Origin of the sequence: Sphingobacterium corticis (assembly GCF_042684745.1) — a bacterium.
Taxonomy (GTDB): Bacteria; Bacteroidota; Bacteroidia; order Sphingobacteriales; family Sphingobacteriaceae; genus Sphingobacterium; species Sphingobacterium corticis.
The window spans coordinates 196,953-214,513 of the sequence record NZ_JBHUMA010000006.1; the positions used below are offsets into that span (position 1 = coordinate 196,953).

19 protein-coding genes are annotated in these 17,561 nt (G+C 42.9%); 17 read left to right on the plus strand and 2 right to left on the minus strand.

Features of this window, described 5'->3' with window-relative positions; translation table 11 throughout:
- Positions 1 to 17: 17 nt before the first annotated feature.
- From ureA to ACFSQ3_RS07030, 17 genes are all read left to right on the plus strand, one after another.
- On the plus strand, positions 18 to 320 hold the full coding sequence (gene ureA / locus ACFSQ3_RS06950; protein WP_380868783.1) for an urease subunit gamma: 303 nt from the start codon (positions 18 to 20) through the stop codon (positions 318 to 320).
- A 17-nt stretch (positions 321 to 337) separates the two neighbouring features.
- Positions 338 to 709: an urease subunit beta gene (locus tag ACFSQ3_RS06955; protein WP_449329218.1), complete on the plus strand. Its 372-nt coding sequence runs from the start codon at positions 338 to 340 to the stop codon at positions 707 to 709.
- A gap of 20 nt (positions 710 to 729) precedes the next feature.
- Positions 730 to 2,583 (plus strand): urease subunit alpha, encoded by a 1,854-nt coding sequence (gene ureC, locus ACFSQ3_RS06960; RefSeq protein WP_380868785.1) that lies wholly within the window; start codon positions 730 to 732, stop codon positions 2,581 to 2,583.
- A 1-nt stretch (position 2,584) separates the two neighbouring features.
- Positions 2,585 to 3,112 (plus strand): urease accessory protein UreE, encoded by a 528-nt coding sequence (locus tag ACFSQ3_RS06965; protein ID WP_380868787.1) that lies wholly within the window; start codon positions 2,585 to 2,587, stop codon positions 3,110 to 3,112.
- On the plus strand, positions 3,081 to 3,767 hold the full coding sequence (locus ACFSQ3_RS06970; RefSeq protein WP_380868788.1) for an urease accessory protein UreF: 687 nt from the start codon (positions 3,081 to 3,083) through the stop codon (positions 3,765 to 3,767). The genes ACFSQ3_RS06965 and ACFSQ3_RS06970 overlap by 32 nt, the downstream gene beginning before the upstream one ends.
- Before the next feature lie 20 nt (positions 3,768 to 3,787).
- Positions 3,788 to 4,399, plus strand: coding sequence for an urease accessory protein UreG (ureG, locus tag ACFSQ3_RS06975; RefSeq protein ID WP_380868790.1), 612 nt, complete (start codon positions 3,788 to 3,790; stop codon positions 4,397 to 4,399).
- Between the two features lie 9 nt (positions 4,400 to 4,408).
- Positions 4,409 to 5,317, plus strand: a complete 909-nt coding sequence (locus ACFSQ3_RS06980) for an urease accessory protein UreD (protein ID WP_380868792.1) — start codon at positions 4,409 to 4,411, stop codon at positions 5,315 to 5,317.
- A gap of 17 nt (positions 5,318 to 5,334) precedes the next feature.
- A complete protein-coding gene (locus ACFSQ3_RS06985; RefSeq protein WP_380868793.1) occupies positions 5,335 to 5,688 on the plus strand; it encodes a hydrogenase maturation nickel metallochaperone HypA/HybF in 354 nt (117 codons plus the stop codon).
- Positions 5,681 to 6,400, plus strand: coding sequence for a hydrogenase nickel incorporation protein HypB (hypB, locus tag ACFSQ3_RS06990; RefSeq protein WP_380868795.1), 720 nt, complete (start codon positions 5,681 to 5,683; stop codon positions 6,398 to 6,400). Before ACFSQ3_RS06985 ends, hypB begins: the two co-directional genes overlap by 8 nt.
- Positions 6,401 to 6,405: 5 nt before the next feature.
- On the plus strand, positions 6,406 to 6,843 hold the full coding sequence (locus ACFSQ3_RS06995) for an urease accessory protein UreE (protein ID WP_380868796.1): 438 nt from the start codon (positions 6,406 to 6,408) through the stop codon (positions 6,841 to 6,843).
- Positions 6,844 to 6,851: 8 nt separating this feature from the next.
- Complete coding sequence (locus ACFSQ3_RS07000) at positions 6,852 to 7,874, plus strand: ABC transporter substrate-binding protein (protein ID WP_380868798.1); 1,023 nt, start codon at positions 6,852 to 6,854, stop codon at positions 7,872 to 7,874.
- Positions 7,875 to 7,884: 10 nt separating this feature from the next.
- Positions 7,885 to 8,889, plus strand: a complete 1,005-nt coding sequence (locus tag ACFSQ3_RS07005; RefSeq protein WP_380868800.1) for a FecCD family ABC transporter permease — start codon at positions 7,885 to 7,887, stop codon at positions 8,887 to 8,889.
- 52 nt (positions 8,890 to 8,941) lie between these two features.
- Positions 8,942 to 9,661: an ABC transporter ATP-binding protein gene (locus ACFSQ3_RS07010; protein ID WP_380868801.1), complete on the plus strand. Its 720-nt coding sequence runs from the start codon at positions 8,942 to 8,944 to the stop codon at positions 9,659 to 9,661.
- Positions 9,662 to 9,664: 3 nt separating this feature from the next.
- Positions 9,665 to 10,165 (plus strand): GNAT family N-acetyltransferase, encoded by a 501-nt coding sequence (locus tag ACFSQ3_RS07015; RefSeq protein ID WP_380868803.1) that lies wholly within the window; start codon positions 9,665 to 9,667, stop codon positions 10,163 to 10,165.
- Between the two features lie 82 nt (positions 10,166 to 10,247).
- Positions 10,248 to 12,605 (plus strand): TonB-dependent siderophore receptor, encoded by a 2,358-nt coding sequence (locus ACFSQ3_RS07020; RefSeq protein WP_380868805.1) that lies wholly within the window; start codon positions 10,248 to 10,250, stop codon positions 12,603 to 12,605.
- 289 nt (positions 12,606 to 12,894) lie between these two features.
- On the plus strand, positions 12,895 to 15,201 hold the full coding sequence (locus ACFSQ3_RS07025; RefSeq protein WP_380868807.1) for a TonB-dependent receptor: 2,307 nt from the start codon (positions 12,895 to 12,897) through the stop codon (positions 15,199 to 15,201).
- Positions 15,202 to 15,203: 2 nt separating this feature from the next.
- Positions 15,204 to 16,394, plus strand: coding sequence for a PepSY-associated TM helix domain-containing protein (locus ACFSQ3_RS07030; protein WP_380868808.1), 1,191 nt, complete (start codon positions 15,204 to 15,206; stop codon positions 16,392 to 16,394).
- A gap of 41 nt (positions 16,395 to 16,435) precedes the next feature.
- Here the strand turns inward: ACFSQ3_RS07030 and ACFSQ3_RS07035 are convergent, their stop codons facing one another.
- Positions 16,436 to 16,987, minus strand: coding sequence for a cysteine hydrolase family protein (locus ACFSQ3_RS07035; RefSeq protein WP_380868810.1), 552 nt, complete (start codon positions 16,985 to 16,987; stop codon positions 16,436 to 16,438).
- A 12-nt stretch (positions 16,988 to 16,999) separates the two neighbouring features.
- Positions 17,000 to 17,545, minus strand: a complete 546-nt coding sequence (locus ACFSQ3_RS07040; protein ID WP_380868812.1) for a TetR/AcrR family transcriptional regulator — start codon at positions 17,543 to 17,545, stop codon at positions 17,000 to 17,002.
- Positions 17,546 to 17,561: the final 16 nt, after the last annotated feature.

Sequence of the window (17,561 nt, forward strand, 5' to 3'; positions counted from 1 at the left end):
CTAATAATCATACTTATATGCATTTAACACCAAGAGAAACCGAGAAGCTGATGTTGCATCTCGCCGGCGAACTTGCCGCAAAGCGTCTCAAACGTGGCGTGAAACTGAACTATCCGGAAAGTATTGCATACATCAGCGCTGAGCTGATGGAGAAAGCGCGCGACGGAAAAACAGTGGCCGAATTGATGGAGTGGGGCACTAAACTCCTTAAACGTAGGCAAGTAATGGAGGGCGTTCCGGAAATGATACATGATGTACAAATCGAAGTGACATTTCCCGATGGAACGAAGCTCGTTACCGTACATAATCCAATTCGTTAATCTAAAAAGATACATATATGGTACCTGGAGAATATTTTTTAAAAGCGGACGATATCAAAGCGAATGCAGGATATCGTACTGCAACTATTTCAGTAGCGAATACGGGAGATCGACCAATACAGGTGGGTTCGCATTATCATTTTTTTGAAGTAAATAAAGCGTTAGAATTTGAGCGCGAAGAAGCGTTTGGAATGCGCCTAAACATTCCGGCCAGTACGGCAATCCGTTTTGAGCCAGGAGAGAAAAAGGATGTTATCCTTGTCGAACTTGGTGGTTCTAGGGAGATCCATGGCTTTAATGGCTTAACCAATGGGAAGTACACTGACGAGAAAGTGAAGAAGGCAGCTTTGTCTAAAATGAAGAAACAGAACTATAAATCAACACAATAACACTAAAAGAAACGTGTATTATGGGTGAATGGAATAGAAGAGACTGGATCAAGATCGTAGGATTGGCATCAGCCAGCGTAGCTACGACGAAGTTGAATGCGCTAGGTTTAGAAAAGCTAGGATTAGATAAATCCTCCATCCGTTACGAAGATGGCGAGCTGTATATACCACGCGATAAATATGCTTCCCTATTTGGACCTACGACTGGCGATCGCGTACGGTTGGCAGATACGGAATTGATGATCGAAATCGAAAAGGACTTCGCCGTCTATGGTGAGGAGAACAAATTTGGAGGCGGTAAAACCATTCGCGATGGTATGGGACAATCAGCTCGTGCATTGCGCGATGAGGATGTCCTCGACTTTTGCATCAACAATGTCATCATCATAGATCATTGGGGTATTGTTAAAGGAGACGTCGGTATTAAAGATGGGAAGATCGTTGGTGTAGGTAAGGCCGGAAATCCGGATGTTCAAGATGGAGTTACTCCAGGTATGATCATTGGTCCGTCTACCGAAGTACACGGCGGAGCGGGAATGATCCTGACTGCCGGAGGTATTGATACGCACATTCACTTTATCAGTCCGACACAAGTAGAAACGGCATTGTATAGTGGTGTAACTACGTTTATTGGGGGAGGGACAGGACCCGCTGATGGTACAAATGCCACGACGGTTACATCTGGTAAATGGTTTATTCATAAAATGTTGGAGGCATTTGAGAACTTGCCAATCAACGTTGGGTTTTTCGGAAAGGGGAATGTTTCTACCACACGCCCTATCGAAGAGCAAATAGAGGCCGGAGCGCTCGGTGTAAAGATTCATGAAGATTGGGGCGCAACGCCTTCGACGATTGACGCTGCCTTAAAGGTTGCTGATAAGTATGATGTGCAAGTGGCTATCCATACCGATACGCTAAACGAGGCGGGATTCTTGGAAGATACCGTGGCAGCGATCGACGGTCGCGTAATCCATACGTTCCATACGGAGGGTGCTGGTGGCGGTCACGCACCAGATATCATTAAAATTTCGATGTATCCAAATATCCTTCCCGCATCCACAAATCCGACAAAACCATTTACGGTAAACACTGCGGAAGAGCATTTAGATATGTTGATGGTTTGTCATCATCTAGACAAAAGCGTGAAGGAAGATGTCGCCTTTGCGGATTCTCGCATTCGCCCACAAACTATTGCTGCTGAAGATATACTGCAAGATATGGGGGTATTCTCCATCATGAGTTCCGATAGTCAGGCAATGGGACGAGTGGGCGAGGTAATTTCTCGTACATTCCAAACTGCACACAAAATGAAAGTGCAAAGAGGGCCTTTGGAACAAGATAATGGTACAGGAAATGACAACTTCCGCGTAAAACGTTACGTATCGAAATTTACTATCAATCCTGCGAAAGCACATGGTATAGATCAATATGTTGGATCTATCGAGCCAGGCAAACATGCCGATCTTATTCTTTGGAAACCCGAAATGTTTGGTGTAAAACCGGAAATGATCATCAAAGGTGGGATGATTTTGGGTTCGAAAATGGGTGATGCGAATGCTTCAATCCCTACGCCCCAACCTATTATTTACCGACAAATGTTTGGCAATTTCGGTAAAGCAATGACGAATATCTGTTACAACTTCGTGTCGAAGATATCCATTGAAAACGGTACCATCGATTCGTTAGGATTGGCGAGAAAAAGCTTGCCGGTGGAGGGATGTCGTACCGTAATGAAGAAGGATATGGTGCATAATGATGCAACGCCAAACATTGTTGTCGATCCCGAAACATATGATGTGACAGTAGACGGCGTTTTGGCGAAATGCGAGCCTTTGGCTGAACTTCCGATGGCACAACGCTACTTCTTATTTTAATATGATTTTGGCTACCGACATATTAGGCAATATACAAAGTAATTCGGCAGCTTTTGATGCGCTAGAAAAGGATTATCTCGCACTGGACTGGTTTGAGGTGGACAGCGGACGATTACGCCGCCAAACAACTGGCGGACGTGATATTGGTTTTAAAAACAGTAAAGGCACGTCGCTGAAGAACGGCGATGTGCTTTTTCACGATACAAAATTTTGCGTCGTCGTTCGCGTTCTACCTTGTCTATGCCTAATTATTCGGCCAAATACGCAATTGGAAATGGCGAAAATATGCTTCGATATTGGCAATCGCCATATTCCTATTGCTATTCGTTCCGAGTCGGAGTTAATGGTCGCGTTCGAAGAACCGTTGTATCACTTATTTGAAAAACAAGGCTATTCTATCGATCGAGAAATCGCTGTACTAGAACAAACACAAACGTTAAGAATCCACCAATGGACTCGCAATACAAAATTTAAAGTAACCCTAGCAAAGAACATCCATGAATCCTTTATTGACACTGCTTCAAATTAACGATTCGGTATTTCCGATAGGAAGTTTCACGCATTCCTATGGATTGGAAACGTATATACACAAAGGAATTGTGCACGACAGCGCTACAGCTAAAACGTATGCTGCAAATATGCTTCGGCACAATGTATTTTACAATGACGCAGCATTTTTCGCGAAGGCCTGGCAATTGTGCGAAAGCAAATTCTCCAAAGCAAAATTACTCGCATTAGATCGTCTAGTTAGTTCCTATAAATCTCCGTACGAAATACGACAAGCGAGCAAGAAGTTAGGAATTCGTTTTTTGAAGGTGGTTGATAAGTTTGGTGCGCCCAGGCGCTGTAAAATTTATCTGGAAGCCATCCAAAAGGGAGAAGCTGGCGGACACTACCCGATTGCTTTTGCGATGTACGCGCAAGCGCAGGAGATCACTTATAGTGATGCGCTGAGCGCATTTTATTACAACACCTTGAACGGGATGGTTACGAATTGTGCTAAGCTTGTTCCGATCAGTCAAATGGATGGACAGCAGATATTGTTCAGCCTGCAAGGACTCATCAACGAACTTGTCGAGCAACAAAATAATATGGACGAGGACATGTTGGGCAATTGTTGCGTCGCACAGGACGTGCGTTGTATGCAGCATGAGAAGCTCTATACACGAATTTATATTTCATAATATACAACAAAGAGAATCAGATGGAAAGAAAATATGTAAAGATTGGCGTGGCAGGTCCCGTGGGGTCTGGTAAAACGGCATTAATAGAAAGATTAACTCGACAAATGGCTGAGGAATACAGCATTTGTGTCGTTACCAATGATATATATACGCGCGAAGATGCGCAATTTTTGCAAAAGAACTCGACACTGCCAGCCGAACGTATTGCTGGTGTAGAAACGGGCGGTTGTCCGCATACTGCAATCCGGGAAGATGCTTCGATGAATATTGAAGCCGTAGAAGAATTGGTAGCGCGTTTTCCGGATACCGAAATTGTTTTTGTAGAAAGTGGTGGCGATAACCTGACCGCAACATTTAGTCCAGATTTGGCGGATGTGACCATTTTCGTCATTGATGTAGCTGAAGGAGAAAAAATACCACGTAAAGGCGGCCCCGGCATTACGCGGTCAGATCTGTTATTAATCAACAAAATTGACTTAGCACCTTACGTAAACGCCGATTTGTCGGTAATGGAAAGCGATACAAAACGCATGCGAGGTGATCGCCCCTTTATTTTTACCAACCTCATGACTTTAGAAGGTTTGGAAGATGTAAAAAGCTGGATCCGAAAAAATGCCTTATTAGAAAACTAAGACCGTGTTATGGAGAGCAGGATCAATATTAATGTCGAGCGGGAGGAAAATTACAGCGTACTGAAAGAGAGCTTTCATAATGCGCCCTACAAACTTACCCACTATGGAGCTCCGCGAGCACAGAAGCATTTAGAGATGATTATTATGAGCGCCTCGCCGGGTATTATGGATGGCGATCACCTAACGATCAATGTCCACGTGAAAGAGCAAGCTCAGATGAAGCTGTTTACGCAGTCTTTCAATAAGTTGCACCCGATGAAGAACGGTGCTTTCCAGGATACGAATGTGCAGCTGGAAGAAAACAGTATTCTCCATTATATACCACACCCAGTCACTCCATTTAAAGATTCGATCTTCAAAGCGCAAAATACGATTCAAATGAACGAATCTTCCACCTTAATTTGGGGCGATATTCTCAGTTCAGGTCGGATATACATGAACGAGTCATTCTTGTTCAACAAACTGCATACAAAGACCACATTGTATAGAAACGGGCAACTTATTTTTACGGACAATCAGGTGCTACGAACCGTTGATCAACCGGTATCCGAGTTGTTGTTTTTTGAAGGATACACACATCAAGCAACCTTCATTTATTCTGGTCCTTATGCAGAGGGTATGAAAGCGGAACTCGATGAAATTTTGAGCGGTGAGTATGAGGATATCACATTTGGTTTCACAGATTGTGGAGAACAAACCATACTACTGCGAGCTCTTGGGCATGATGGAGAGTTACTTTACAGCTTCCTAACGATGCTGGGACAGATGTGTTGGGAATTTACGATGCACAAGCAATTATTCGATCCTATCCCGTTAAATCCGAAAGAAGATAGGGTAAAAAAGCCGAACACTGCGAAAGCTAGCAAGGCGAATGCTTCTGCATCTCAAAAAAAGAAAAAACAACAAAGTGCTGCATAAAACGAACGCAAGTAGGTATGCATGAAACGGGAATAGTACAGGAAATATTTGAAACGTTGCAGCAAGAATATCCATCACGTTATTCTTCGATCGTTAAAATTCAATTGGAGGCGGGATTGCTTAGTAATATTCAACCCATATTAATCCAAAATGCTTTCGAAGCATATGTAATTGATGAACCAGGCTTCGCCCACGTAGAGTTAGAAGTCAAAGTATTGCCGATCCATGCTTTTTGCAATCATTGCCAGAAAGCCTTTGAAGTCGTTTTTCATCGGTTTGTCTGTACCTGCGGCAAACCATCCGATCAGGTAATACAAGGGGAAGAATTGAGAATAAGTCAAGTTATTTTTAAAAAGAACAATCATGAGTAATACAATAAATCCAAAAAGTAATCAGATGCCGGTAGGTTCCGTGCAATGCGAGAACACATCGCTAAACTTGTTGAAGGCGAATGATTTCGTGGCAAAATCCATTCGTCAACGATTGAAGGATGTATGTGTCATTAACATCTGTTCATCGCCGGGAAGCGGGAAAACAACCTTAATGCAAGAAACAGGAAAGCGTTTAGGTAAAGATTTGAATATCGCTGTTTTGGTAGGTGACCCGGAAACGGAACGCGATGCGGTTCGTATGCGGGAGGTCGGCATTAATGCGTTGCAGATTGTGACGGGTGGAATGTGTCATATAGAGGCACAGATGATATTACAGGCATTGGATCATATTAATCTGGATCAAGTCGATTTACTATTTATTGAAAATGTAGGTAATCTCGTATGTCCGGCAGCATTTGATTTAGGGGAGGATTATCGGGTCACGTTGTTAGCCGCCACCGAAGGCGATGATAAACCGAAAAAATATCCGCGGATGTTTCTTACAAGCGAATTAATGGTTGTTTCGAAAGCCGATTTATTGCCCCACGTGCCATTTTCGGTAGATGCTGTTACGAAAGATGCTCGCGAGGTTAATCCTAATTTGGATGTAATTACGATGAGTAGCTTGAAAGGCGAGGGGATGGATGAGTGGTGTAATTGGTTGACAGAAAAAGTTCAAGCAAAAAAATCTGCACTGGAGCTTGCCGACTAACGTTTATGCTTGAGCTCACAGATCATAATTACCAATCTGTGCCTTCCAATCTTCGGGAAGAGCATATTGCTATAGAATGGTTTGAAGCAGGCAGATCGTTGATAAAGCGGAACACATCCGCAGATACGCCGACGCAACTTTCGCGTCGTTTCGCAAAGTATTTGCAAGATGGACAGATTGTGTATCAAAACCAAGAGCTATTCGTACGGATAGTTATTCGTCCGTGTGTATGTATGGTGCTAAGAACGCATGATGCAGTGGTAATAGGTTGTTTTTGCTTCGACGTTGGAAATCGGCATTTGCCGGTATTTTCCGTGGACGATAATGCTTTTGCTGTGGCGTACGATGCACGATTGTATGAGGCACTTTCTTCGAAATTTAAAGGTTTGATTTCGCTTGAACAAGCTAAGTTGATACCTGTCAAAGCCTTGCATCAGTTTTAATTTTTAGTATGGCGTACCGCTCGAATTATTGGTTAGAAAACTCAAAAGTATGGATCGGGTGCTTCGTGCTGATCGTTTGCATGGGTTGCCAGTACACTTCGGAACACCGAAAAGAAAGTTCCACTATCCACGCAATAGATGCAAGAGGAAAGTCGGTTGGTTTAGATAAATATGCTGATCGTGTGGTCGTCTTGTTTGAGCCATTTGTGGATGCGATGTTTATGCTGCAAGCGAGCGATAAGTTAGTAGGCATTCCCCAACAAATTTACCAGAACGCCAGTACTTTTCGGTCTTTGTCGCAATTGGATAAGCGTATTGCACAACGTGCTATCGCAACACCGACGTTTGGCGGGCGATCGAGCCATACGGAAACAATAGTTGGATTAAACGCGGATCTGGCTATTGTTTACGAACATGATCGAGAAACTATTGAGCAATTGGAAGGGTTGGGCATACCGGTGTTTGCCGTGTCCAGTCGCGATAAATCCTGTATCTATAAGGAATTGATAGGTGTGGCTAGTTTAATTGATCGAAAAGAACGGGCAGAAGAAATTGTGCAGCGTGTGGAAACTGGCGTTAAAGCTATGCAAGTAAATCAGCACAAGGTAAAAAAGAAAGTATATTATGCATGGTCGAAAGGTCGGGTGTTTTCGACATCCGGACGAGGATCTTTGGTTGATCTTTCTGTGGAAGTTTCGGGAGCAGCAAACGCCTGCCCCTTAGCTATGGAAGCGCCGAATATAAGTGCGGAATCCATCTACAAATGGAACCCCGACTTAATTGTTCTTTGGAACTCGGATGTGGAAGACGTGTATAGCCTTCAGGAACTAAAATCGCTACCGGCAGTCGTGAATAAGCAAGTTTTTGTGATGCAACCTACGTTTTACTTCGATCCACATACGGTCAAATTCCTGCTTTTTGCAAAGCAATTGAAACACTGGTGCTACCCAAATTACGGAAAGGAAGCTTTCCAAAGGGATTTGCAGGAAATGCTCCAGTTTCTGTATGGTGAGAATATGAAATTAGAATAAGAAATCTGTAATGTGGAAATTGACGTGGCTGGTTTTAGTATCCCTAGTGATACTGTTTTTATCCCTTGCTCTTGGAAGTACGGGATTTGTTGGTGTAACGGAGTTGCTATATTATGTGTATGCAGCTGTTGCATCGTGGGCTGGTGTGGAAACAATCGCACTAGATGCTAATATGGAAACGATTTTATGGCAGGTTAGGTTGCCCCGCATTCTTTTAACCTTCACGGTGGGCGCAGCGCTTGCCGTTGCTGGTGGAGTTTTGCAGGCAGTTTTTCGTAATCCTATTGTAGATCCATTTTCCTTAGGTATTTCGTCTGGGGCGGCGTTTGGAGCCGCACTTTCTATGCTGATCTCATTGATTCCGCTCAATCTTTCTGCGTTCATATTTGGCGTGATTGCCGTGATCATAACCTATATGGTCTCGTACAGCGGTGCGCGAGGGTCCTTAGTTACTATGGTTTTGGGCGGCATGATTATATCAGGCGTATTTACAGCCTTCCTTACAGTGCTACAGTATCTAAGCGATCCCTATAAGTTGCAGTCCATTGTGCAGTGGACCATGGGGAATTTACATACCGCTTCTTGGAGTAAACTCCGCCTTGCTTTTTTCCCTATTTTGATTGGTATCGTTATCATTATTGCTTTCCGTTGGAAGTTGGATTTGCTTTCGCTTGGCGAACAAGAATCTTTGGCGGTAGGCGTGAATCCGAAAATGATCAAACTGATCATGATAGGAGCAGCAACGATGATTACTGCATCTGCGGTAGCTGCAGTAGGAATGATTAGTCTTTTTGGATTAATTGTGCCTCATATCAGTAGGATGTTATTTGGTCCAAGCAACGGAATTGGTGTATGGGCAAATATATTGATAGGTGGCATTTTTTTGCTTTTAATCGATAACTTCTCTAGAGCCTTATTGCCTTTCGAAATTCCTATTGGCGTATTTACGATGATGTTGGGAACGCCGTTATTTATTTATCTGATGCGGAAAAACGCGATCAATTGGAACGGTTAATATGGATGTTATTCAGATAAAATCGCTCTCTTTCCGATACGGAAAAAATAGTGTGCTTGATAAACTTGATGCTTCATTCAAGCAGGGAAAGGTGTCCATCATTCTTGGTAGGAATGGAAGTGGTAAATCTACCTTATTTGAAATCCTCGCTAATATCAAGAAAGATTATGATGGTGAAGTTTTGATAGGCGGTTTTCAAGACAAATCGAGTCGGATTTCTCGAACGAAGCTACCCAAAGTCGGTTTTATGACGCAATTTCATCAGACCACATTCCCGTTTTCGGTGTACGATGTCGTAATGACGGGAAGAGCATCTTTTACACGATTTGCACCAAGATCGGAAGATCACCAAAAGGTCGAGGATGTGTTAATTAGCTTTGATCTTTGGAAGCACAAAGACAAGCCGTACACGAAGCTATCTGGCGGAGAACGGCAATTGGTGCTGTTGTGTCGTGTCCTGGTACAACAACCTGATGTGCTTCTGCTGGACGAGCCGACCAATCACCTCGATTTACACTATCAGGTTAAGGTGTTGGAGAATTTACGTAAGCTAGCCAAACAGGGCATCAGTGTCATTTGTATCATGCACGATCCTAATCTTGCATTCTTGTATGGCGATCGGTTTTTCTTGATGCAGCAACGTCGCTTGCATGATTTATCGGATTTAGGGACATACCGCATTCATCAGTTATTGGAGGAAGCATATCAAGTGGAGTTGGAAACAATTATGCACGGAGGAAAAATTTTGATCGTTCCCAAAATTCAACCCTAGCGTATGGCAGATTTTCATATTAGACAAGTGTATTTAACTACTGCGAATGAGGTGGTTAATTACGTGATGGGAGCGAGAAAGGAACTCTTTCCTATGCTAGATCATGAACGACTACCGAAGGATTTGGCAAAGTTTGAAGCCACGTATATTGATCAGGAAATCGGCTTTTTTCTAGAAGCTAGAGATCACGCTGATCGTTTGATAGGTGTATTGGGTTTGGTCGCTTATGACCATCGCTTTTCTTTTTTGAGTTTTTCAGCGGGTTGCGTGGCGGAAGTCGTACGCTTGTATATTGATCCTTCACATCGACGCAGAGGCTTAGCCGCAAACATGGTCGACAAACTTATTTCTTACGCGCGCCATCAAAAGATCCACACCTTGTATTTACATACCCATCCGTTTTTAACCGGCGCTTATGATTTTTGGCTAAAAATGGGGTTTGAGACCGTAGCTGAACGCGAGCACTCCGGATTTGATACCATTCACATGCAGCGGAAGCTCTAACTTTATAATGATCCTTTACAAAACAAGATTATTCTTGGTGCTGGTCCTCTGTTTTTTTCTTGTCAAAGCACATGCGCAGCATTTGGAAATACTCCGAGGTCATATCACAGATCCAAAAGGAAAACCTATCGCCGGTGTCGATATAGTTATCGTTAATGTGGCGCGCACTCAAAGCGATAAGGACGGAATGTACGCGTTTACCGAATCGGTTACATTTCCGCAACATGTTCGTTTCGAACGCATAGGTTACGATAGTAAAGTTATTTACGTGGACGCTAAGCGGCTGAGTTCAGATAGCACGTTGAATATCCAGCTTTTCCCATCGGAAGTAGCGGTCGAAGAAATTTCTGTAACAGGTCGAAGAAATAATTCGTACTTGAATGACTACGCCCAATTGGGCAATAAACTTTCTGGATCAGTAAAGGATTTGCCGCAGTCTGTAGCACTCGTTAGCAAAGAATTGATGGAGGATCGTCAGGCTTTTATGCTTACCGATATGGTACAAGATCTCGCAGGTGTAAATCAAGCTTCTGCTTATGACGATCTCACGATTCGTGGATTCAATAGCGGATATACTAGCGGCTTTCGGTTAGTAAATGGTATGCGATCTGGTTATGGGTATGGAACCAGCTTTTGGCGGACTCCGCTGACAGCAAACCTTGAAAGTATCGAGGTACTGAAAGGGTCGGGCGCATCTTTATTTGGCGATATTGCTCCCGGAGGCACCGTAAACTTAGTAACCAAAAAACCATTGGCAGACAAGCATGGATCTATACAATTTTCGATCGGAAGCTTTCAGACTTTTCGGTCGAGTTTAGATGTAGGCGGTGCAATAGATTCTACCCATAATGTACTGTACAGACTCAATCTGGCATATGAGGATACTCGTACTTTTCGAGACAAAAATCAAAGAACGAATTTGCTTATAGCGCCTTCATTTACGTTTAGACCTACAGAATCCACCGTTTTGGATGTCGACCTCACATACGATCGCTTCGATGGCTTTTTAGATCGAGGTTTAGGAATTCGAAACAACAATTTTTACGGACAGTCACGTTCATTCAACGTTAATCAACCAACTGATTTTCTTCGAACTAGTTTTCTTACCCTATCAACACGATTAATCCAAGAAATCAGTCCTACTTTATCGTTTCACGCCAATTATATGAAGTCGATATACAAGGAAGAACTAAATGAATTTCGTACGTTGAATACGTTCGCTAATGCTCCGGAAAACACCTTGATGAACATGCGTTTTCAATCCAAGAAGGCTACTGATTATACCGATAATTTCGTCGGCTACTTTCGGTATAAATGGAATAGAGAGTCGTATAAATATCAATTTATACTTGGAGTTGACTACGCAAAATATGCGGGCGATCCAGATAATATACTCCGCGAAGCCAGATCGCGCCGAATCGGGGATCAAGAAATTCCGCTGACATTAGATTTGAATGCAAGCGAGCAACCCGTTATTGATCCTTCTACCTATGTATGGAGGCAGCAAGCTGAATTTCCATTTCTAAACCCGTATCGTAGTACCGGTTTTTATATACAAAATCAGATTTCAATCTTTAAACGCCTAAAAATGATTGTCGGATTGCGACACGAATATTTTAGGTCGAGTAGCGCGGATCTACTTGCTACTTTCCAAACTGCCCAACATGTGTGGCTTCCTCGATTTGGATTGACTTTTACCCTTAACCCATCAGTTAATTATTTCGCGAGCTACTCGAAAGGCTACATTCCCGTCGGTGCAGATTTCATTTATAATTTTAAGGATTATGGCGCAAGTCAACCTTTCGTTTCTGAGGATAGCTACCAATTGGAAACAGGAATGAAAACCGCTTTTTTGAACAATCAACTACAAACCGAATTATCGTTGTATCAGATCGCACGAAATAATATGCTTTTGGCAACTGGAGCAATATCAGACACTGGATTTCCGATCTACCGCCAGTCAGGTCGTGTCATTTCTCGAGGAATAGAGATCGATTTGCGAGGACAGTTGAGTGAAGCATTCCAATTGACCGCCAATTATAGCTTCAATCACACCAACGTTCTTTCGTCGACCCTACCGGGTGAAATGGGGCAACCATTGCCTAACGCTCCCCGAAATACGGCTGGAATTTGGGCAAAGTATGCTTTCTTGCAGAATAAATTAAAAGGCTTTGGGCTGGGGATGGGGATTAATTACGTCGATAAACGCCGGATGGATAATGCTTCCAGCATCACAGATTTAGGAGAAAATATATGGGATCAATGGCCAAAGTACACCGTGCTAAATACAGCAGTTTACTATCACATCGGTAAACTAAGAATAGCGGTTAATGTAAACAATGTGTTTGATAAGTATTTTTATTTAGGAGGCTTCGATTATACGCGCGGTTTTGTTGGTTCACCTAGGAATGCGATGATATCAGTGAGCAGTAAGTTTTAAGCGTGCTATTGAGCTAATTAATCTCCCTTTAGTTGCATGACCTAGACAAATCTGTATACGATCTTAGTGCGTTGAACGGTGGAATATGATCGATGATCACAATTCGTTTCTATTGCAATATGATCTTCAGAAGCTACCTAACGCGTTTTGTATGCCGTGACAGGTATGTAGTTATTTTAATAAAAAATGTATTTGTAAGTTTTCGATTTAGCTTGTTTTTCGTATGTTTGGCAACTATTTAAAACAAGTCTAAATAAAAATGTCGTCGACCAATATTTTTTGGAAACGCATGGCGCTCCTGTCATGTTTCTGTGTTCAAGTTCTTTTTGTATTCGCTCAAAACTTGACGATTCAAGTCAAAGATGTTAAATCTCTACCAATAGCCGACGTACAAGTCTGGTTAGATGCACGACCGCAAGGTAGAACTGATGCTGAAGGGCTTCTGTATTTGTCGAAACCTACTAAAAGTCAATTTCAAATTCGGTTAAGCCGTTCTGGCTATAACGATCAAGTTCGTTCTGTCCGGGTAGACACATTGGCCGACGACATACGGTTCGTATTGCAAGAGGGGCAGCGTATGGAAGAGGTGGTTGTTACGGCTGGCAGAAAGCCTGAAAGTATTGCCAATGTTCCATCATCCATATCTGTTTTAACTCAAAAGGATATAGAAACGCAAAGCCAAATAAGCACCAATATGGCGAGTGTACTAGGCAATACTATCCCTGGATTAGGTGTTTCTACAGCCAAAGGGAGTAACGCCGGACAAACGTTGCGGGGTCGGTCTGTGTTGATACTTATCGATGGAATCCCACAATCTACCCCGCTCATGAATGGAGCGCGTGATATTCGTTCTATTGATCCAGCTGTTTTGGAACGCGTTGAAGTGATCAAAGGCGCAACGTCCATTTACGGTAATGGTTCCGCTGGAGGTATTATTAATTATATCACCAAAAAGAATGATCCGCAGGCACCACGTATTGGTGGTACCACGACATTGCGCGGAACGCTCGCGCCATGGAACGCAGACGAAACCTCTGGATACCGCATTGCACAAAGCCTATACGGTCGAAGCAATAAGTGGAGTTATGCGGCAAGTGCTGTATTGGATTACACCGGGCTACAACGCGATGGTGATGGTGTACCTTTAGGGCAAACGGATGGTCTGTCTAACAATCGCCAACGGAATGGATTTTTGAAACTCGGATACGATATCAGTGAGGAATCCGAAGTTTCTTTAGTATATAATTTCTTCAACAGTTTGCAAGATGCACGCTACATCAGTCAGGTGGGAGCCTACGGCTTAGTGCCTACTATAGGAATATTAGGCGTGGATCCGGGCGCCCAAACCGGAACTCGGTTTAATCACAATGCGATGCTAACGTACAGCAATCGTAATCTATTTGCTCAATCATCGTTAAACGCATCTATTTTCTTAAATAGCTTCCGGTCAATGAATCGTTATGTCGTGCAAACACCATCTTGGTTCGGTCCTGGGCAAACACAAATTAACTCCAATAAAAAAGGTTTTCGCTTAGATTTGAATACGCCATTTGCAATTGGCAATATGCCTTCAGAAGTTACGTATGGGTTCGATGTATTGAACGACGTCACCTATCAAGATCTGACGGATGGACGTGTATTCGTGCCGCGAATGAATATGATGAATTACGCACCATTCGCCCAATTAACTGTTAATTTGATTGAACAATTAACCTTCAAAGGCGGGGTACGTTACGAAAACGCTTCCGTCAAGATCAACGATTTTAATACCCTTGCTTCTGGTCCGGACGGCGAAGGGAGCGTGGCGGTGGATGGCGGAACTATTCCTTATCGTGGAACCACATTTAATGCTGGACTTCGTTACAGCAAATACGATTTATTCAACCCATTCATCAGCTTCTCTCAAGGTTTTACCATTAACGAGCTTGGTCGGATTGTTCGAAACGCTACAGAAAGCGATCTTACACGCGTGCAGACTGATCCAATTGTTACGAACAATTATGAAGTTGGGTTTTCAAGTCATTGGAGGATGTTCAATCTTTCCGCAGCCTATTTTATCAGCACTTCGAAGTTGGGCGTTAGCGTGGTAGCCAACGAAGCCGGCTTTTTCGTACCACAGCGAGCGCCGGAAAGAATACAGGGCGTTGAACTAGCATTAGATGCGCGCATTAACTCGCAATGGACGATCGGCGGAACGTATTCTTTTGTTGAAGGAAAGGTAGAAGCAGAGGACGGTACAGAAACATACCTAAACGGTAGCCGTATAATGCCGCCGAAAGCGACAGGGTATCTGAATTTCGATCCGACATCGACACTTTCTTTCCAATTATCTTGGGTGCATACTGGGACGCGTGATCATTTTGAGCCAAATAGTTCTGGCGTGTATCGTGCTAATGAAGGTCCGGTAAAATCAGTCGATTTACTAAATCTTCAAGGTTCTTACCGAATGAGTAAAAATTGGATGGTTGGATTGGCAGTTTCTAATTTATTAAATAAAACCTATTTCCCAGTATACAGCCAATATGGTGCTAATGCAGCCAACTATGTACGTGGAGAGGGGTTTTTAGCCTCGCTAAACTTACAGTATAGATTTTAAGCATGTTCAAGAAAGCATCGCTTTGGCTACATAAATGGCTAGGTTTATTCACGGGTCTAGTCATTTTTGTAGTAAGTTTTACTGGCGCTATTTACACGTTTCACGATGAGTTGAAGTTGTTGGTATATCCAGAGAAATATTTTGTCGAAACTACGTCGAAGGTTGAGCGCTTACCACTTAGCATTTTAATTCAACATGCGCAAGACGCGCTTCCGAAAGGCGAGCGCATCTCTCGGGTAGATCTTTATCCCTCGAACGGCCGTAGCTGGGTATTTCGCGCAAGCGAAACGAATGAGGGAGCGTTCGGACATTGGAATTATTTCCGGTACTATAAACGCGTATTTGTAAATCCGTACACCGGAGAATGCGTTGCGGTGGAAGATTCCAAAAATGAATTCTTTCAGCTGGTGCTTCAATTGCACATGAATTTGTTGCTGGGTAAAACGTACGGACATGCGGTGGTAGCGTATAGCACGCTGGTATTTACGTTTTTGCTTTTTACGGGAATGATTCTTTGGTGGCCAAAAAAGTGGAAAGGTAAGACTTTGAAACGTAGCATTTGGTTGAATCGTAAGACCAAATGGAAGCGCTTTAACTACGATTTACATAATGTGTGGGGATTTTATACGTTTCCAATTGCGTTTGTGCTGTGCATTACCGGATTGCTCTTCAGTTTTCCGAATTGGAAGCAATCTTATAGCCGATTTATCGATCAAATTACATTTTTTCAAAAAGACCAAACGCCGGTGCAAGAGCTCGCACAAAATGTTATCAATCGATACGATCAACCTATCGATAACCTGTTGGCGTACGTACTCGAAAGGCATCCCAATGCCGGAATGATGTCGATACGATTACGCGGAATCGACGCGCCCTTGGTGGATGTACAAGTTCGTTTGCAAGAAGATCGCAGTGGATTATTTCGCTGGTATTATATGAAGACGAGCGATTTGAACATGAATGAAATACGTTCTAACCAAGGTTTGTCGAACGGGGAATTGATGGCTGCGCTAAATTTTGATCTACATACCGGAAGCATTGGTGGCATGGGTACCAAGATCTTGGTTTTCCTTATTTCTTTAGGTTGTGCTAGTCTTCCCATTACCGGATATATTCTTTGGTGGAATAAGCGGAAACCAAAAGGTATAAGGAAGAAGCGTTCAAATAGGCATTCTTCCTTGGCTACAATGTAAAGCCACGCTTTTCATATCAGGCGCAGCAATCGGCAAGTGATTTATTTAAAAGCTTTCAAAAATTCGTCGGTTGTAATTACCGGGCAAAATGCATAATTAATTGCCGCCAAATAAGCAGTATGCACTTCCTCCGCGCGTGTTGTTTTGCCAGCGAAGGTTAAATCGCGTGTAGCACAAGCGTCCGCAATCAGTTCAACGTGCAGCCCGCTATCCACAGCCGCACGCGTCGTCGTGTCGATGCAAATATGTGTCATCATTCCGGTTATTGTCAAGTGATCAATACCGTTCGCTTCCAAATATTCACGAAGTTTGGTTTCCCGAAAACTATTGGGATAGTGCTTTTTGAACAAAGTATCATCTTTTTGCGGTGATACCGAAGGATGGATTTCAATTCCGATGGTGTTTGGCAGAAAAAATTCTGCATCTTCTTCCAAGGAGATATGCTGCATGTAAATCACAGGTAGGCCTTTTTTACGAAATGCTTCTGCAATCCTATTGGCGTTTGAAGCAGCTATTTCAGGTTCGACCAGCTCCATTCTTCCACCAGAAAAATAATCGTTTTGTATATCTACAATTAATAATGCTCTACTCATAGTTTTATGTATTTAGTGATCCAATTTTATGATTTCTAATGCGAATTCCCTTGCCTCTTCGGCTGGCCAGTTCGCCGAAAATACCTGACATTCCATTAATGCAGCTTCGTACAACACATAAATGTGTTTTGCTTTTTTTTCATTCGGAATCAATGAGTGGAAAAAATTCAGTAACCGTGTTTTGTGAGTCAAAATCTCCTGAGCAATCTTTGGACTGCTGCTGCCAACTTCGGCGCGAATATTTAAAAATGCGCAGCCTCTGAAACGGTGTTCAGCATGAAATTCAATCAAGTGATTAAAAAGAGCATCTAGTTTATTGTCGATGTTTTTTTCATCCAGCGTTATTCGCTTTAAAATAGTAAACCAAGCGTCACTTTCAAGCTTGAGATAGGTTGCACACAAATCTTCTTTTGTAGGAAAATGACTGTAGAAACTCGCTTTCGCAACACCCGACTCGGCAATAATCTGATTGATGCCGGTCGACTGATAGCCTTGTCGATAAAACAGTTGGCCGGTTGTTTCTAAGATTCGCCTTCTTACCTTCGATTCTGTTTTCATAAAGCAAAGATAATAA

Bases quoted from the DNA above. Each gene is read 5' to 3' on its own strand.
- ureA (WP_380868783.1), top strand. From the start codon at position 18: ATGCATTTAACACCAAGAGAAACCGAGAAGCTGATGTTGCATCTCGCC.
- ACFSQ3_RS06955 (WP_449329218.1), top strand. From the start codon at position 338: ATGGTACCTGGAGAATATTTTTTAAAAGCGGACGATATCAAAGCGAAT.
- ureC (WP_380868785.1), top strand. From the start codon at position 730: ATGGGTGAATGGAATAGAAGAGACTGGATCAAGATCGTAGGATTGGCA.
- ACFSQ3_RS06965 (WP_380868787.1), top strand. From the start codon at position 2,585: ATGATTTTGGCTACCGACATATTAGGCAATATACAAAGTAATTCGGCA.
- ACFSQ3_RS06970 (WP_380868788.1), top strand. From the start codon at position 3,081: ATGAATCCTTTATTGACACTGCTTCAAATTAACGATTCGGTATTTCCG.
- ureG (WP_380868790.1), top strand. From the start codon at position 3,788: ATGGAAAGAAAATATGTAAAGATTGGCGTGGCAGGTCCCGTGGGGTCT.
- ACFSQ3_RS06980 (WP_380868792.1), top strand. From the start codon at position 4,409: ATGGAGAGCAGGATCAATATTAATGTCGAGCGGGAGGAAAATTACAGC.
- ACFSQ3_RS06985 (WP_380868793.1), top strand. From the start codon at position 5,335: ATGCATGAAACGGGAATAGTACAGGAAATATTTGAAACGTTGCAGCAA.
- hypB (WP_380868795.1), top strand. From the start codon at position 5,681: ATGAGTAATACAATAAATCCAAAAAGTAATCAGATGCCGGTAGGTTCC.
- ACFSQ3_RS06995 (WP_380868796.1), top strand. From the start codon at position 6,406: ATGCTTGAGCTCACAGATCATAATTACCAATCTGTGCCTTCCAATCTT.
- ACFSQ3_RS07000 (WP_380868798.1), top strand. From the start codon at position 6,852: ATGGCGTACCGCTCGAATTATTGGTTAGAAAACTCAAAAGTATGGATC.
- ACFSQ3_RS07005 (WP_380868800.1), top strand. From the start codon at position 7,885: ATGTGGAAATTGACGTGGCTGGTTTTAGTATCCCTAGTGATACTGTTT.
- ACFSQ3_RS07015 (WP_380868803.1), top strand. From the start codon at position 9,665: ATGGCAGATTTTCATATTAGACAAGTGTATTTAACTACTGCGAATGAG.
- ACFSQ3_RS07025 (WP_380868807.1), top strand. From the start codon at position 12,895: ATGGCGCTCCTGTCATGTTTCTGTGTTCAAGTTCTTTTTGTATTCGCT.
- ACFSQ3_RS07030 (WP_380868808.1), top strand. From the start codon at position 15,204: ATGTTCAAGAAAGCATCGCTTTGGCTACATAAATGGCTAGGTTTATTC.
- ACFSQ3_RS07035 (WP_380868810.1), bottom strand. From the start codon at position 16,987: ATGAGTAGAGCATTATTAATTGTAGATATACAAAACGATTATTTTTCT.
- ACFSQ3_RS07040 (WP_380868812.1), bottom strand. From the start codon at position 17,545: ATGAAAACAGAATCGAAGGTAAGAAGGCGAATCTTAGAAACAACCGGC.